This is a genomic window from Dictyobacter arantiisoli (assembly GCF_008326305.1).
Taxonomy (GTDB): Bacteria; Chloroflexota; Ktedonobacteria; order Ktedonobacterales; family Ktedonobacteraceae; genus Dictyobacter; species Dictyobacter arantiisoli.
In genome coordinates, this window is record NZ_BIXY01000002.1 from 11627 (window position 1) to 28587 (window position 16961).

Here is a 16961-nt window from a genome sequence, read left to right on the forward strand (position 1 = left end):
ACACACAGCCGTGAAACACTGCTATTCGTCTTGCCCATTAAAATCTCCACTTAGACATATTGCTAGTTTCGCTGTCAGGTGTTAATCTTGTAATGTTGAAATGAAGGGGACGGAAACTATTTGGGCGCATTCTCCCAAGTACGAGCGCAGCATTACCGGACAACCCTCATTGAGTATTTCAAGGTCGAAATGCGCCAGCGATTCATCTCGGCATAGTCTCAGGGTTTAAACATGAGCTGATCGACCCATTGCGGCTGTATTGTGAAAAGACCGTGGCACATACAAACGTTCCGATGATGCAACCATTTTTGATTTGTGGCCGACTATGAGTGGTACACCATAATGAGATGAAAAGATTAGCAGAGTAAGGAGACAACAACTTACTCACTATGGGCAAATTGTATACAGGGTTACAACACACAATAAGGAGAAAATGCTATGGCAACCCGCGTAGGCATCAATGGTTTCGGACGCATTGGACGTCAATCCCTCAAAGCAATTCTGGAAAATCATTCGGACGAGCTCGAGGTAGTGGCAGTAAACGACCTGACGGATACCAAAACCAATGCCCATCTATTGAAATATGACTCCACATACGGCCATTTCCCCGGCGAAATTGAAACCACAGAAGACTCGCTGATTGTCAATGGTCATACGATTAAAGTGATTGCCCAACGTGATCCTGCCCAAATCCCCTGGGGTGACCTGGGTGTCGATATTGTCATTGAATCTACCGGTCTGTTCACAGATGCTGCAAAAGCTTCGGCACACTTAAAAGGTGGCGCGAAAAAAGTCATTATCTCTGCCCCGGCCAAAGGTGAGGACCTCACAGTCGTGCTTGGTGTGAACGAAAATGTTTACGATCCAACTAAACACAATATTATTTCGAATGCCTCCTGTACAACCAACTGCCTGGCCCCGACAGCTAAAGTCCTTAACGACACCTTTGGCATTGAGCGCGGCTTGATGAATACCATTCACTCTTACACAAACGATCAACGCATCCTCGATCAGGTCCACAGTGATCTGCGCCGTGCCCGCGCTGCTGGCAACAGTATCATCCCAACCACAACCGGTGCGGCCCGCGCATTGGCTCTGGTGATTCCTGAACTCAAGGGCCGCTTCGATGGTATGTCATTGCGCGTTCCAACTATTACTGTTTCAGTAGTGGATTTCGTGATTACTACCCAAAAAGAGGCTTCAGTGGAAGCCGTTAATGATGCCTTCAAAGAAGCCGCCGCTGGCTCCCTCAAGGGTATCCTGGGCTATACCGATGAGCCTCTGGTCTCCGTTGATTTCCGTGGCGACCGCCGCTCGTCCATTGTAGATGGCCAGTCAACCATGATCCTGGGCGGCAATATGATCAAGGTATTGGCCTGGTACGACAACGAGTGGGGTTATTCGAACCGCGTTGCTGACCTGACCGCCTTTATTGCGAACAAAGGCTTCTAAATTTAGACCAGATGAATGGCGTATGTTACACACAAAAATCTGTGTAACTACGCCATTTTGTTTCTCTGGCATCTTACCTGTTGTCAGAGATAGTTACAGGACACTACCATGAGCAAAAAAACGATACGCGATATCGATGTTACTGGCAAGCGGGTGCTGGTCCGTGTCGATTTTAACGTTCCGCTGGATGCCAAACAACATATTACCGATGACAATCGCATTACCGCCGCTCTACCAACTATTGAGTATTTACTTGACCGTGGAGCTTCGGTCATTCTAATGTCACATCTGGGTCGCCCCAAAGGACAGGTCGTTGAGACAATGCGTCTGACACCGGTCGCCCAACGTTTGAGCCAGTTACTCAAGCGTCCAGTTGAGACAACAAACGATGCGGTTGGTCCTGAAGCTGAAACGAAAGCCCGTGCATTACAGCCAGGACAGGTCTTGCTACTGGAGAATCTCCGTTTCCACAAAGAAGAGGAGAAGAACGATCCTGAGTTCGCACGTCAACTGGCAGCCTTAGGCGATCTCTATGTTAATGATGCCTTCGGGACCGCCCATCGCGCCCATGCTTCCACCGAGGGAGTAACACATACACTACCCGGCGTCTCTGGCTTCCTGGTGGAGAAAGAGATTACGTTTCTGGGTAGCGTGTTGGAACATCCTAAACGTCCTTTTGCAGCCCTGGTTGGCGGTGCAAAGGTTTCGGATAAAATCGCTGTCCTGGAACGCTTGATCAATATCGCTGACATTATTCTGATCGGCGGTGGTATGGCTAATACGTTCTTAAAGGCGCAGGGCTTTGAGATCGGGGATTCCCTGTTTGAGGAAGCCAAGGTGACTGAGGCAAAAAGTCTATTGCAACAGGCCCAGACAAAGCATAAACAGTTTATTCTCCCTGTTGATGTGGTGATTGCTGATCGTTTCGCGGCGGATGCGGATCACAAGGTTGTGACGGCTGATAGCGTGCCACAGGGCTGGCGTATTCTGGACATTGGGCCTGCAACCATTCAGAAGTTCCGCCAGGCTCTGGGAAGCGCTCAGACGATCATCTGGAACGGAACCCTTGGTGTGGCTGAAATGCCTGCCTTCGCTAAAGGTACCAATGCAGTCATCGATCTCCTGGCCGAACGTACCCGCCAGGGAGCCACGACCATTATCGGTGGTGGAGACTCGGCGGCGGCCGTCGAGCAGGCTAGGGCCGCCAATAGAATGACTCACGTTTCTACTGGCGGTGGGGCCTCACTGGAATTCCTGGAAGGGCGTGTCCTGCCTGGAGTAGCAGCGTTACAGGACGCCTGAATTCAAAGATGATACAATGAAGTGTCATTCCCATTATTCATAACAAAGAAGAAGGGCGACCGGCATGCTGGCCGCCTTTTTAACATATAGAAGCAAAGGAGCAATATATGACTATAGCACGTACAGCTATTATCGCCGGCAACTGGAAAATGAATTTTGGCCCCAAACAGGCTGCCAGCTTTACCTCAAACATTTTACCAACCCTTGGTAAGATTACACGAGCCAACCCCCACGTTTTAAGTATCATCTGTCCCCCCGCTATTTCACTGGCTGCGGTTCATGAAGTGATGGAAGCTATGCCTGCACCTCATATCGAACTGGGAGCTCAAAATATGTATTTTGAGGAGAAGGGAGCTTTCACCGGCGAGATTTCACCAGAGATGGTAAAAGAACTCTGTACCACTGTTATCCTTGGTCATTCCGAACGCCGTGGCTATTTTCATGAAAACGACGAGCTGGTCAATAAGAAAGTTTTAGCGGCCCTCAATCACGGGCTCCGTCCCATTATCTGCGTAGGCGAAAATCTAGCACAGTATGAGTCAGGCAAGACACATTCGTTTATCGAGACGCAAATACAACACAGCCTGGCTAACCTGGACGCAACACAAGCTAAACAGATTGTGATTGCCTATGAGCCTATCTGGGCAATCGGTACAGGTAAAGCAGCCACCGCGGAAGGGGCCAATCAAGTGATCCACTTTATCCGCCACACTTATACAGCTATGTATGGTCAAACGGCCGCCGATACTATCCACATTCTTTATGGAGGCAGCGTCACAGGTGCCAATATAGCAGATTTCATAGCCTATGCCGATATCGATGGCGCGCTGATTGGCGGCTCTAGTATCAAGTCCGACTTCGCTGAAATTTTACAAAAGACAGCCAACTTGTACCAGAGTTAATAAGATTACTTTAGCTAAGTGAAAGAAGGAACATATTCTTCGGCTTAGCTAGAGTAAAACATATGTATAAGAATTTTGCATGTTTTTTTGCATCAATGATGTTACACAAATAAAGGGTATTTTGTATCTGGAATATATCGGTATAGATTGCAAGAAAATATAAGCTATAGCACTGCTAGCAACCTCTATAATTTACACAAGTTTTATTAAAGATAACATTATAAAGCAAATTTAAAGCATCATAAAGAGTACTCTTCAGAGCCATGAGAAATGGCCTTCAGCCGCTTTGCCGCTAAGATATATTAAGAAGACAGGAGAATGCCCTTCTACCGCCTCTCAAAGCCTTCTGGAACAAATCACATCCATAGGGAATAGAAACAGCTTCATAAGCTTACCGTTTTTCTGGAATCCGGTCATAGAGAGATTTTTTGGCCCCTATTTTTAACTATCAAATTCTTTATCCACAATGTGGATAACTTTTCCACATTTCTACGTATAGAATTCACCGTCCATAAATATAGTTACTACCCTCATATTTTTATCTATGTTCACCTCCCGCGAGAAATGTGGAGAAGTTATCCACATATACCATAGTTATCCACATTCCATGTGGAAAGATTATTTAATAGGCAATAAATAAAATTTATCTACATGTCTTCAACACATATCCTTTTGGACAAGATTTTTAACCATCTTAAATTCGATTAAGCATGAATTGTTATATAAAGTTCAGGATAAATAGCTTATACATTCGATGTTAAAAGACAAAAAAATAGTGAGCCATCATCAAGTGACTCACAGCACAAACACGAACGTTTATGTACATGTGCATAACATTATCCACATGTGCATAACTTTGTGCACATGTGGATAACTTTTTAATCCAGATAATCTTTTAGTTTACGGCTCCGACTGGGATGACGTAATTTGCGCAACGCCTTAGCCTCGATTTGGCGAATACGTTCGCGTGTCACATGGAACTCTTTACCGACTTCCTCCAGTGTACGACTTCGACCATCATCCAGACCGAAACGAAGTTGCAAAACTTTGCGCTCGCGCTCAGTCAGACTGTCCAGTACATCCTCAACCTGCTCTTTCAACAGTTGATGGCTGGCGGCCTCAGCAGGAGCCAGTGCGGTCTGGTCTTCCAGGAAATCACCCAGATGGCTGTCATCTTCTTCACCAATGGGGGTTTCCAGGCTAACAGGCTCCTGGCTCACCTTGATGATCTCACGTACCTTTTCAGCCGTGATTTCCATCTGCTCGGCAATTTCTTCTGAGGTTGGTTCGCGGCCAAGATCTTGCAATAAGCGGCGGCTAATACGAATTAAACGATTGATTGTTTCTACCATGTGCACTGGGATACGAATGGTACGTGCTTGATCAGCAATCGCACGGGTGATCGCCTGCCGAATCCACCAGGTAGCATAGGTACTAAATTTGTATCCCTTGGTGTAATCGAACTTCTCAACCGCGCGGATCAAACCGATATTTCCTTCCTGGATCAAATCCAGGAGATTCATACCACGGCCAATGTATTTCTTCGCAACGCTGACGACCAACCGTAAGTTTGCCTCGGTCAAACGCCGCTGGGCCTCTTCTCCATCAAGGATATATTTGCGATGGGGGGCCACTTTCAGACGGTCAGCACGCAGGCGCTCTTGCTTGCCACGCTCCATTAACTGCGCCAGCCGTACCTCTTCTTCAGCATTCAACAAGGAAACACGACCAATTTCGCGCAAATACATGCGCACAGGGTCATCCAGGCTGCTTTCAAGATCGGCAACAACAATTCCCAGGCCATCGTCCAGTTCAGCCCATTTGGGGCCTGCCAGAATCTCAGCATCCACTTCTGCAACATCTTCAGGGCCAGGCTCCCAGTCTGCTGGAGGCTCTTTGGTTGGATCCAGGGCGTCCATAGGCTCTTCGTCCTGCAATTTAAACAGGTCAAATCCCTCGCTGTTGCCCACAGGAGTTGTTAGTTCTTCCGTAGGTACGTGAGCATGATGACCGATGGTGTCAACGTTAAAGACATCGGCCGTATCACTTAATATGGAGTTATCCATATCAAAATGTTCAAGATCAAAAACACCATGCAATGGTCCTGTACTGATGGTACTGACTTTACCATGATCATTTTGTACGCGATCCATTACTTCTTGGTCCCGATTCACCATTCTGGCATCCCCCTTCAGAAAACAGGCCTAATATGATAAACGATAAATGATAACAATTCCTGCTCTCTGGTCCGCTTTGGTAAAAATGATTTTGTTAATTGCCGCCTCCGATCCTGCGATCACGGCATTCTTTTGTTATGTCTATGTATGTTACAATAGCCTACAGCACTTTACCCCTGTAGCCGCGTTGCGGTATTCAACGTAAGTAACTGCCTTTGTATAGTCACAAATTGCTGCTGAAACTGCCGCATTGCTGCTTTGTCGCCAGTTGCTGCAGCCTCTCGCAAAAGAAATTTTAGTTCTGTATTTAATTGTAACAAGCGTGTTTTTTTCAGACGGGTTGCACACTGGACAGCTTCTTTTATCAATGCTTCTTCGTCTCGTGAAGACATCGCCTCTAAGCACTTCAGGCTCCTGGTTACCGCGGGCATTAGCGCTGACGGCACAAATTGTTCTAAGGATTGATAAGAAGGGGAAGATTCACGTTGATACACAGAGTTGAGTAAGTGGTACAACTCCCGCGTGTCTGTCCCAGCGAAGTCACCTTCGTTAATTATAGCACAAACATGCGGGTATAGACCTGGATTCTGTATGAGTAGCCCAATAAGGTAGTCCTCCCATTTTAGCGTATTCTGTACTGTTCTGTCAAGCCTGTCCCGCGTCTGAGCTTTTGTACTCTTTTTATCCTCTGTGCTCGGAAAATCGTACTTTTTCTCTTCAAGATCTCCTTTTGCACGCTGCGTTTCTTCTTTTCCACTGCTTGTTGGCCGACCATTCTGACTGCTGATTGGACCTTTTCCGCTGAAATCAGCTGTCATACCTGTGTTTTTTTGACTGCTTAGTACGCGCTGCAACTCTTCATACAAGCTGCGCTCTTCGACACCAATCATGCTTGCCAGCTTGCGTATGTAAACATCACGTTTAATGCGCCCGCTGATCATGCCAATCACTGGCAGTAGACGTTTGGCGGCTTCAGCCTGCCCGACGGGCTCGTGCAGATTGAGGTCCATCGTCCTGGTCACAAAGTAGTAGTCAATCAGTGAAAGCGGATGGTTAACGGCATAAAACCAGGCTGCGAAATCTCGTCGAATAACCTCATCGGGATCTTCTCCTGGAGGTAATTGCAACACGTTAATCTCAGCATCAACCTGCTCTTCCAGACGGATAATTCCACGTGTCTGAGACTGCTCACTCTGCTTGGATTGACCATTCCATTTTCCCTTTTGCCCCGATTGTCGAAATCCAGAAGAACTTCCTCCAGCCAGTGGCACGGGAACAATAGTACGATCAAATCCCTTTAATGCCTCTTTAATGCCTTGCTCGGTTGCTGCATTACCTGCCGCATCTGGATCTAGAGCCAGTGTAACCTGCTTGGTAAGCTTTTTTAATTTTTGGATGTGCTTCTCAGTAATCGCACTGCCACAACACGCTACCGTCTGCCTGGTTCCATACTGCTGGGCAATGACGGCATCTACGTACCCTTCCACTATAACGACCTGTCCAATTTGCCGTATCGCATCTTTCGCCATATCAATACCATACAAGACAGTATTTTTCTCAAACAGGATCGTTTGGGGCGTGTTGAGATATTTTGGTTTGTTATCTCCCAACGCTCGACCACCAAAGCCAATCACACGCCCACGCTCATCGCGAATCGGAAACATCAACCGATTGCGAAAGTAGTCATAGATACCATTGCGCTCTCCACCCAGCGTATCACTTTCTCTCCAACGCGCTACACCACCCGTGACAAGCTCTTGCTCACTATATCCCTGCCCTAACAAAAAACGTGTTAAACCATCCCATTGATCACCAACATACCCCAGACTGAAAAGTTGCACGCTATCGGCTGAGATTCCTCGGCTTTGTACATACTCTCTTGCTCCAGCCGCTTCAGGTGAGCGTAACAACATTTGATGAAACCAGAGTACTGCATCTTCGTTCAACTTCCGCAAGCGCTCTTTGAGCGCATTGGTTTCACGTTCTTCCTCTGCATTCCCACTCCCATTTTCCTCTACCGGCACATCTGCCTTCTCGGCCAGATGCAAAAGCGCTTCGTGGAAATCCATATTTTGCTGCTTTTGCACAAATGAAAAGACATCACCACCCTCGTTGCAACCAAAACAATGCCATGTTTGCGACTCCGGAAAAACATAGAACGATGGGCTGCGCTCATTGTGAAATGGACAAAGCCCTTTGTAGGACTTGCCAGATTTCTGTAAGGTTACAATGGAGCTAACCTCATCGGTAATATTTATCTTTGCTTTAATTGCTTCAATTACTGACGTCATTTCTTCATCCCTGGATATGGCCCCTGGATGTTCACCATATCTTTGCGCTACCGGATTCTCTTCCACCAATAGAACGAGCTATCACGTGTAAAACAGCCTTTATAGCCATTCTGGCTCTGTCCCCCTTCCTCGATAAGGATAGGCGCAACCAACCAGATGCGAAGCTAGACTCACAGTATACACATAACTGCGTGCGATCATTGGAAATCTTATGCCTATTGTACTACTTGCAACGATTGAGATAAGGAGTGCATGGTCACGATAGGACATCTGGGCTTATCCATTATCTACAATACTGCATCTATACCCTCTGTTTACTTTAACACATTACTTATATCCTCTGCTTGCTTTTATACTATCTGATTGGTTTCAGAACGATGTTTTTCGATCTTCAATCCTCTCTTTTCGTTCTTAATTTTGCCCGCTTGTTATCCTGCGCAATTTCCAGGTTTTTTTCGGAAATTTCCTCAAAAATCAAAAGTTATCCACAACGCTATACTACTAAAGAAATATATTTTTTTAAAAAAAATATATAACGTAGTAGTAGTAGGGGGTGTGGATAAGTGGATAACTTTTTTTAAGCCCATCCATAAGGTGATTTATCCACCCCATCTCAATCGGCTTCTAGAGCCCTTTTAAGCCCTCTAAAAAAAGTTATCCACACAAGCACTCGGCTATTCAAAACCTGTGGATAACCCTCGGTTTAACGGTGGATAACTTTGTGGATAAGTTTTCCACACATGAAAAATCTTTCATAAAACTGGCAAAGTTATCCACAGGTTATCCACAGGTTTTGGCGAGTTATCCACAGGTTATCCACACCCTTTTTTGGCAGTGGATAACTTTTCCACACTGAATGTGGAAAAGTGGTGGAACTGTGGAAAATTCCCCAGTTTCTGAACATTTATTCACAAAAGTCGTCGTAAATCGACCTGTTTCGATCAAGCTTCCCTTTATTTTTCATCGGACTTTACCGTTATTACTGTTTGCTTGATAATAGAAATCCTTAATAAAGGTTGCCTGGTAGGACATTCTGTCGTTTTGGGACGAAGTCCTCGGACATTCTGTCCGACATGTTTGTCCCAAAACGACAGAATGACATTTTGGAGTATCAGTTATCCACATTTAGTGTGGATAACTTTGTGGATAAGTCGGCAAAAAGTGGATAAATGGGATAAGTTTTCCACATTGAATGTGGATAAGTCTGCCAGCTATATTATGTATTCCTATATATAGCCACTATGCTCCCAAATGTGGGAAAGTTTTCCACATTCAATGTGGAAAACTTTCTGTGTGAATGGCGTGTGAAGATCAATGTACTCAATAACATTGATCTATAGCTGGCTATATAGCTTGGCTATGCAAAATGTGAATAGTGTGGAAAACTTTTCCACAGAAAGTGTGGAAAAGTCGGGGCGTGTGAATGGCGTGTGAAGATCAATGTACTCAATAACATTGATCTATAGCTGGCTATATCACCAGTTATCAAAAATGTGGAAAAAATGGAAAACTTATCCACAAAAGATGTGGAAAACTCATAATTATGTTATCTTGCTATGAGTGCGCTCATGTTAAGTTATATTGCTGGTTATATGGAGTGATAATAACAGTATCAACTAGACATAACTAATGTGGATAGTGTGGAAAACTTTTCCACATTTTCTGTGGAAAACTCTGTTTCTGTGAAATAGATGTGAAATTTTATAACAGGCAATATTGCCAGCTATAAATGCCATTTTTGACTTATCCACATTTTTGTTGATAAGTCGTAATTATAAGAAAAACGGCGAAAAAGTTATCCACATTAAATATTTCTTCATAAAAATTTGAGATTTATGAAAAAATATTCATGAAGAAATTTGGCTGCCAGATGAGCATTTTCTTTGGCAACACTGGCTAAGATGAACTAAAGTTATCCACATCTTGTGTGGATAACTTTGAGAATATGTGCAGAACTTCTTACAATGGTGAATGTTTTTTATGCTTTTGCTGCCTATGTGCTACTATTCTTTTCTTTATGGTAGATTTGTTTTGTGAACTTGCATTGATTTTGCAGTTTACTGATGCGATGTGGATAAGAGGCTTTGCCGTTCGGAATGAGGAATGTAAGAGAGACAGGATACGTTATCTTGCCTCTCTCGCTTCTTTGTTAATGCAAAAGTATGCTTTCTGGTTGCTGTGTGTGTATTTTGATGAGCTGATCATAGCTGCGCAGTAATTCGGCTGTACTTATAAGAGCAGCACTCTGTGGCCCTGGGTGTTGTGGAGTGTCACCATCAAAGAGACCTTCGCAAATCCCTAACAGATCAACCGTAAAGCGTTCTTGAAATGGTTCCAGCAGTTGCATGCCTTTTTGCCAGAGATGGTCTTGTGGAATGAAGCTGCCATGTCTTCGCTCCGGTTCTTCCCATCGTTTCACGGCGAGCAAGGCGTCAATATAGGGACCAATCAGCCATGTCCAACAACTACCCTGATGGAGCATGTGCTGATATGTTTCTGGATTATAATTGTCTGGCCCAATGTGACCATGATAATCCATTTCTCCAGGGGCCAGCGTCCTGAGTCCATAGCGCATGAGCAGTTGCCGGGTGACGATTTCAAACACCGCCTGTTGATGATTCTGTGTTAGGAGAGAATGCGGCAGCGAGAGCGCGAATAATTGGTTGACGCGCAGGCTGGGATCATCTCCATCAGGACCATCTACGACGTCATAAAGGGCATTCCGCTCCCTATTCCAAAAGCGCTTTTGGAAGTTTTGTTTGCAGAAATGCGCCTGTTGCTGATAAAAATCACTGCTATAACCATTCTGTTCACCATATCCCAGGCGTTCCGACCATCCCTGCATCAGCTTCAGTGCATGATACCAGAGTGCGTTAACTTCAACAGGTTTCCCTGCCCTGGGCGTGACTGGTTGACCATTGAGATAACTATCCATCCATGTCAGCGCTTTTCCCTCTCCTTCCGCTACAAGCAGGCCATCATTTGGATCAACATGGATACCGTTATGTGTGCCCTGTAGGTAGCGTTGCACGCAATCGCTCAAGCGTGGATAGATTTCTTCCAGGAAGGTGTAATGTCGAGTTGCCTGCAGATAGTAATCCAATGCATAAAAGTACCAGAGCGAGATGTCTACATTACTATAATCGTGGTCAGTCAGGGCCTGCTGTGTCGTGGGGAGACGATCCGGTAGGAGTCCACCGATAAAGTAACTGGCGAGCTCATGGAGAAATTGATAAGCCTCGTCATAGTGTTCTGGTACCAGTAGTAGCCCGGGGAGAGCAATCAACGCATCGCGTGTCTTATTCTCATGCGAATAATAGTCCGCCAGTAGCAAAATTTTTTCTTGTATGACCGACGGAAAGAGTCTGATCTGTGTTGTTTCGCTCCCTGGCTTTCCTGGCTCTTTGCGTTGCGGTACGTATTGCACCAGGCGGATCATAAAATGCGCACTTGCATACAGCAGGTTTTGGAGCAAATCGTCTTCCTCTCTGGGTGCATCTGTGGCTGTGTTCTTTTGTATTGCATGGCTGGTTTGCGATGAGGGTTCCGCTTCTTTTTCTTTAGCAGAGATATGCCCTCGGCGTAGCACCCTTTCCAGGCGGTCACGTTGTCGCTCCTGGCTTTCTCTATACAATATTTCTATGCTCTCTTGTTGATAATGATGAACCTGCAAGGGATCGGCGCTGATGACGATGGTTAAGGTTGTATGTTCATCCGGCCACAGCGTTGCACGTATAACGCCTGGCAGATAGAGATCATCAATCGCTTCACGACCCGCAGCTGCATCTCGGCGGCGTAGAAAATTCCAATACCAGACGCCAGTTGGAATAAATGTGGCCTGGTTTTTTGTGTGTCCAATTGCCAGGAGGTGATAGGGCGTGGCTGCTTCAAGCGGATGGATGTTACAGCCAGTGACTCCCGATGGTAAGCAACTAGTAGATGTGGCTACTGCTTCACTGTTGGCATCTGCTGTCGCCAATACCTGTACCTCGAAAGGAGCTTGCGTATTGCCTCGTCGGGGAACATTATATGGCCGGTATGCGCTCAGGGGTAACAGCGTCAGCGCGAGTGATTTGCGCTCACTTTGTTCACTGATCTGGCCCAGAATGCCTGTGTTAGTGATCTGAGTCCCTGTAGCGCCACCACGTTTATAGCATGGTGTTTCAATGGCTGATGGATGGCTCACCCGGTATTGGATATAAGTGCTATTTAACCCCTGTACCATCCAGATGCGTTTCTCAAGGATCATACCATCGATCCCACCCAGCCGATAAGTAAAGATTGGAAAACCATTTTCCAGGCGAAATGATTCAAGATGGACGAAACCAGATGGATTAAAAGTTCCATCCCGGTATTCATTCGTACCCAGGTAGTATGTTCGTTGATCAAAAGTGACCTCTTCGTCAATTTTCGCCAGTAAAAGTTGTGGAGTATGTGCACCAGGCGGCATTGCTACTAGCAATCCATGCTGCATCCGTGTAAGCACACCTGCAACTGTCCCTGCTGCATAACCTCCCAGACCATTGGTCACGAGCCATTCACGAGAGATGGTTTTGTTGAGATCACAACAGATGTTGCGACCGAAGCTTATGGTCATCGTTAGACCCTCCAAGCCCCTCAATGTGAGTTCCGCGACTACAAGTGGACAGTAGCGTAATTCGCACCACGAATAAACGGTATCACAATAAAATAGGAGAAGTAACCGCTACAATGCGGTATTTCCGATTGTATCTCTACTCTATACAACGTCTGATTTGACTGCCAGACCTATACTATTTGACAGTGTATCATACTCTCTTCCTATAAAAAGTTTTTCTTAATGAATATTTCCGGTATTTTTATTATAAGCTTAAAATTCGTGTTGCATACGGTTCTCAAATTTCTTCGGGTGTGATATAGCGTGTTAAAATAACGTAAATACTTTTAGAAGTAAGCCCAGTAACATGAGAGGAGTTTGCAGATTCTATGGTTTTTTCTTTTTGGGGGGGCTGGCGGCGCGGTTCGTGTTTGAATGTCTTCCTCTCTTCCTGTTTGATCTTCTGTTGCCTATTTCTTACTGCTTGTAAGGGCGGCTTTTCTGTAGTGTCAACACCCTCTGCAGTTGTGACAGCATCTCCTGCTGATGACGTTTCTTCAATGCTGATTACCTCTGGCGTCCTGACGATTGGCAGTTATACAGGCTACTATCCTCAGGAATATCCCGATCCTATGACAGGAAAACCAATTGGTTTTGATATGGATCTGATCAATGCTATCTCACAGCGTATGCGCTTGAAGCCGTATATGGTGAAAGATAAATTCCAATTGCTGGTTAATGACCTGCAAGCAAAGCGTTTTGATGTGGTGATTTCCGCTGTGAGTATCACGCCTGAATTACAAAAGCAGGTGGATTTTATTCCGTATTTTCGCGGTGGGAAATCACTGTTGGTGCCATATGGTAACCCTCTGCATATTCATGCAATGAGTGACCTTTGTGGTCATAGCGTGGCTGTGAAGAAAAATTCATTTGAGCAAGAGGAGTTGCAGAGGATCAGTAGTTTGTGTACATTAAATCAAGAGAAAGCTCTGTACGTGACCGTTTTTTCGCGTTATAAGGATATTGTGCCAATGATGCAGCAGAAACATGTGGATGCTGTCTATGCCGATGTTCCGGCGCTGGATTATATTATTAAACTCCATCCCCTGTTGTTTGCCTTAGGGATGCCTGTCATTGGCGCAACGGCTGAAGGGATTGTAGTACCGAAGGGGGATGGGACGCTTTTCTCTGCCCTCCAGCGTGCCTTGCAAGCTGTCCAGCGCGATGGAACTTATCGTGCTTTGATTGCTCACTGGGGACTTTATCAGGGCGATATTACAGCCCCCGCGAATGATACTTCAGGCTCGTGACGCTGGTTACCTCATGCGCGTGATATCTCTATCTCTCAATACATTTGATTCCCAATACTCTCGTGATATCACTGCCTACTTGTAGGCAGGCATTGCCGCGCATTTAAATAAGGGTGTCGGATTCCCATGCTCTCCACGATCTCTGTGCATGAGTTTTCGCACCTGCGGTGCTCAAAACTGTTTTTAGTGTGTGGTGCTGGAAAGGTGTGCAGCACCTTTCCAGCACCACACACTAAAAAGGGTGCAGGCGCGCATGCGCCTGCCAGCAGGTCAAACAGTAAGAACCTGATGGGGATGGGAGTCCGACACATTGTAAATTTTTTGAACACCTCTGGTGCGAAAACTCATGCTCATGTCTTCGTGCATGAGTATTTTCATGTCCCTTTATCAGGAACCGGCAATGAATAGGCTATAGAAAGATGATGATTGCAGATCCTTGAATTCAAGTGCGGAGGCCGGTTGGGATAAGGTGAATTCTGGTGTTGTATCTAATAATTGAATAAATGCTCGTAGCAGGCCGGGATCAAAGTTTGTTTCTGAGCCTGCCAGCAATCGCTCACGCGCTTCCTCTCTGGTGAGTGGCGCTTTATAGGGGCGCTGGGATGTCAATACATCATAGACATCTGCGATTGTCAGGATACGTGCGCTGAGAGGAATTTCTTCCCCTTTCAATTGCGAGGGATATCCTTGACCATTCCATGACTCATGGTGATGGAGTACCGCGTCTATGTAGAAGCGGTGAATTTCGTAACCAATGAGAATACGTGCGCCAATCACCGGATGGCGCTCCATCTTGCGTCTCTCCTCAATTGAGAGTGCCGCGGATTTATTTAAAATGTCGTTTCCAATCCAGGTTTTGCCCAGATCATGTACTAACGCCGCTGAGGCGAGATCTAATGCTTCTTGTCGACTCCAACCCAAATTGCGCGCCAATCTCTGGGCATAGACAGCCACGCGACGTGAATGTTCATAGGTCACAATGTCGCGTTCTTGAATGCTTTGAGCTAATGAGAGGAGTACTTTTCTCGTCTCTTTATTTTCCTTTTGGTGTGTCACATACTTTACTGCCACCACTCTGCTCTCCCACATATCTGATCAAACATGATAACTTCCTGGTTACCAATCTTCCTACCAATAACGAATACGAATAAATAGCTCCATTCGCACTGCTTATGCTACCTATTGGCTATCATTTCAAAGAGGATATGGATATAGTATTATCAATGATAACCAATTTGCCTATTTTTTTTGGCTGTGTGTTTAATATGGGCTGCTATCATATTAATCTTTCACTTTTCATCCTGTCCACGCCAAAGGAGAAATAGGTACTTTTGTATTACTTTGTATTGCTCTTTTCATCCCCCAAATAGTCCCTCTTACTGTCCTGATTCGTTTTTAATCGTCTGCTTTTGTGATAGACTCACTTTGGAGAAAAGGGTATTTAGTACCAATTAATCGTTCGTTTCTACCTGTAGCGACGTATGCCATCTCTCTAGACTCTGGCTGATTATTTCTTCTTTATCTGTTTGTATTCGGCTTACTCGTGGTTGGCACGGGTTCGTTTGTCATTATGGAAGTAGCTTGCTTCGTTAGTCAGCCAGCAAGGAAGTGGTCCCGATGGGAGAAGATATTTTGAAACATGACCTGGAACCAGATGCAACCCCCGCTATTGAGCATCAGCAGGATGGGGTGATTACAGTGGTGCTGACCGCGGATAATCATCTCGGATATACGGGTTTTGGTCAGCATCCGAGAAAACGCGAGGAGCGCCAGCAGCGCTTGCGCCATGCCTTTCAGCAAGCCACAGATTTTGCGATTGTACAGGGGGTTGATCTGTTTATTCAGGCAGGTGACCTTTTTGATACGACGATGCCGGATGAGCGCGACCGTAGTTTTGTAGCCGAGCGTCTGGCTCAATTAAAGCAGGCTGGCATTCAGGCTGTGGCGCTGGGTGGTACCCATGATACTCCTGCATCTATACAATCCGCTTCGAGGGAGGCTGCACCTGCTCCACAGATGAGTTATGCCAGTTTGGGAGCCTTGCACTATCTTTCTCCAGCTCTCAAATCCCCCACTGAGCAGTTGGAGCCTCTCCTGCTCGATATACGTGGTACAACGGTGGGTATCTGCGGCCTGGGTGTGCTGGCCGGTCAGGTGGGAGATCCTCTGGCCGATGTGACGGTTCAACTGGAGATCGAGCGGGCGGCTATTCCAGTACTGGTGTTGCATGCACCACTTGAAGGTCAGGCCATTGGCTCATCTCTCCTGGATACGCGTGCACTGGTCCATAAAAGTAGTATTCGCAAGCAATCCTTTTTTCGCTATATTTTGGCTGGCTATCATCACAATTATAGCCAGACACGCGTCGACCAGACGGATGTGATTGTGGCTGGTGCAACACAATATATTGATTTCAGTACGCCGGATCAGGCTCCCGGATTTGTATTTCTTGGATTGGCGGCTGATGGGGTGCGCTGGTGTAATCATATCAGTGTCGATGCCCTGGCTATGAAACGCCTGACGCTTGATATGGCAGAGCTTTGGTCTGAAGTCGCAAAGACTTCTCCGACCGATAGTATCCTGGAGCGCTTGCGCCCTCTCTGCGATGATGACTCGATGGTCCTTTTACGCTTGCAGGGCGAGTTGGCACGGAGCGCTTATCATCAGCTCGATTTAAATCAGATCCGTCGCTATGGAGAAGAACATTGTGCCGCCCTGGCGATTGATGATAGTGATTTATCACTTCTGGTAGATGAAGAGGATGCCTCTGCTGATACTGAAGAGCGCCTCTCTTTGCGGGATGAGCTGGCTTCCCTGGCTGATGAATGGATTGCTTCGGCAACTGATGAAGATGAGCAGCAGGCTTTGCGCGTGACGAAAGAGGAAGTATTGTCGGCAATAGATGAGATAAAAAGTAGGGGGTAAGCGCGATATCAGGCATTGATATTTCT

General features: G+C 46.0%; 9 protein-coding genes. 5 read left to right on the plus strand and 4 right to left on the minus strand.

The features are described 5' to 3' along the window. Positions 1-438: 438 nt before the first annotated feature. The 3 genes from gap to tpiA all read left to right on the plus strand — a co-directional run bounded on the left by gap (position 439) and on the right by tpiA (position 3656). Positions 439-1452 carry a type I glyceraldehyde-3-phosphate dehydrogenase gene (gene gap / locus F1593_RS01215; RefSeq protein ID WP_149399511.1) on the plus strand — a complete coding sequence of 338 codons (1014 nt, stop codon included), beginning with the start codon at positions 439-441 and terminating at the stop codon, positions 1450-1452. Positions 1453-1560: 108 nt separating this feature from the next. Further along, entirely contained in the window at positions 1561-2754 is a 1194-nt protein-coding gene (locus tag F1593_RS01220; RefSeq protein WP_149399513.1) for a phosphoglycerate kinase, read from the plus strand. A 107-nt stretch (positions 2755-2861) separates the two neighbouring features. Next, entirely contained in the window at positions 2862-3656 is a 795-nt protein-coding gene (gene tpiA, locus F1593_RS01225; protein WP_172631775.1) for a triose-phosphate isomerase, read from the plus strand. 878 nt (positions 3657-4534) lie between these two features. On the opposite strand, the gene rpoD is transcribed toward tpiA, so the two are convergent. The 3 genes from rpoD to F1593_RS01240 form a co-directional block, all read right to left on the minus strand. Beyond that, the gene (gene rpoD / locus F1593_RS01230) at positions 4535-5833 is read right to left on the minus strand and encodes an RNA polymerase sigma factor RpoD (RefSeq protein ID WP_149399515.1); all 1299 of its coding nucleotides are present in this window, start codon (positions 5831-5833) and stop codon (positions 4535-4537) included. A gap of 170 nt (positions 5834-6003) precedes the next feature. Further along, positions 6004-8124, minus strand: coding sequence for a DNA primase (gene dnaG, locus F1593_RS01235; RefSeq protein WP_149399517.1), 2121 nt, complete (start codon positions 8122-8124; stop codon positions 6004-6006). A 2149-nt stretch (positions 8125-10273) separates the two neighbouring features. Next, positions 10274-12721 (minus strand): amylo-alpha-1,6-glucosidase, encoded by a 2448-nt coding sequence (locus F1593_RS01240; RefSeq protein ID WP_149399519.1) that lies wholly within the window; start codon positions 12719-12721, stop codon positions 10274-10276. Positions 12722-13206: 485 nt separating this feature from the next. Here F1593_RS01240 and F1593_RS01245 point away from each other — a divergent pair, with 485 nt between their 5' ends. Continuing rightward, the gene (locus F1593_RS01245; protein ID WP_172631776.1) at positions 13207-14010 is read left to right on the plus strand and encodes a transporter substrate-binding domain-containing protein; all 804 of its coding nucleotides are present in this window, start codon (positions 13207-13209) and stop codon (positions 14008-14010) included. Between the two features lie 387 nt (positions 14011-14397). Here the strand turns inward: F1593_RS01245 and F1593_RS01250 are convergent, their stop codons facing one another. Continuing rightward, positions 14398-15066, minus strand: a complete 669-nt coding sequence (locus F1593_RS01250; RefSeq protein ID WP_172631777.1) for an HD-GYP domain-containing protein — start codon at positions 15064-15066, stop codon at positions 14398-14400. Between the two features lie 561 nt (positions 15067-15627). On the opposite strand from F1593_RS01250, the gene F1593_RS01255 reads away from it, so the two are divergent. After that, the gene (locus F1593_RS01255) at positions 15628-16935 is read left to right on the plus strand and encodes a metallophosphoesterase family protein (protein WP_149399527.1); all 1308 of its coding nucleotides are present in this window, start codon (positions 15628-15630) and stop codon (positions 16933-16935) included. Positions 16936-16961 lie beyond the last annotated feature (26 nt).

Excerpts from the sequence above, each read along its gene's own strand:
- gap (WP_149399511.1), top strand. The coding sequence starts at position 439 with ATGGCAACCCGCGTAGGCATCAATGGTTTCGGACGCATTGGACGTCAA.
- F1593_RS01220 (WP_149399513.1), top strand. The coding sequence starts at position 1,561 with ATGAGCAAAAAAACGATACGCGATATCGATGTTACTGGCAAGCGGGTG.
- tpiA (WP_172631775.1), top strand. The coding sequence starts at position 2,862 with ATGACTATAGCACGTACAGCTATTATCGCCGGCAACTGGAAAATGAAT.
- rpoD (WP_149399515.1), bottom strand. The coding sequence starts at position 5,833 with ATGGTGAATCGGGACCAAGAAGTAATGGATCGCGTACAAAATGATCAT.
- dnaG (WP_149399517.1), bottom strand. The coding sequence starts at position 8,124 with ATGACGTCAGTAATTGAAGCAATTAAAGCAAAGATAAATATTACCGAT.
- F1593_RS01240 (WP_149399519.1), bottom strand. The coding sequence starts at position 12,721 with ATGACCATAAGCTTCGGTCGCAACATCTGTTGTGATCTCAACAAAACC.
- F1593_RS01255 (WP_149399527.1), top strand. The coding sequence starts at position 15,628 with ATGGGAGAAGATATTTTGAAACATGACCTGGAACCAGATGCAACCCCC.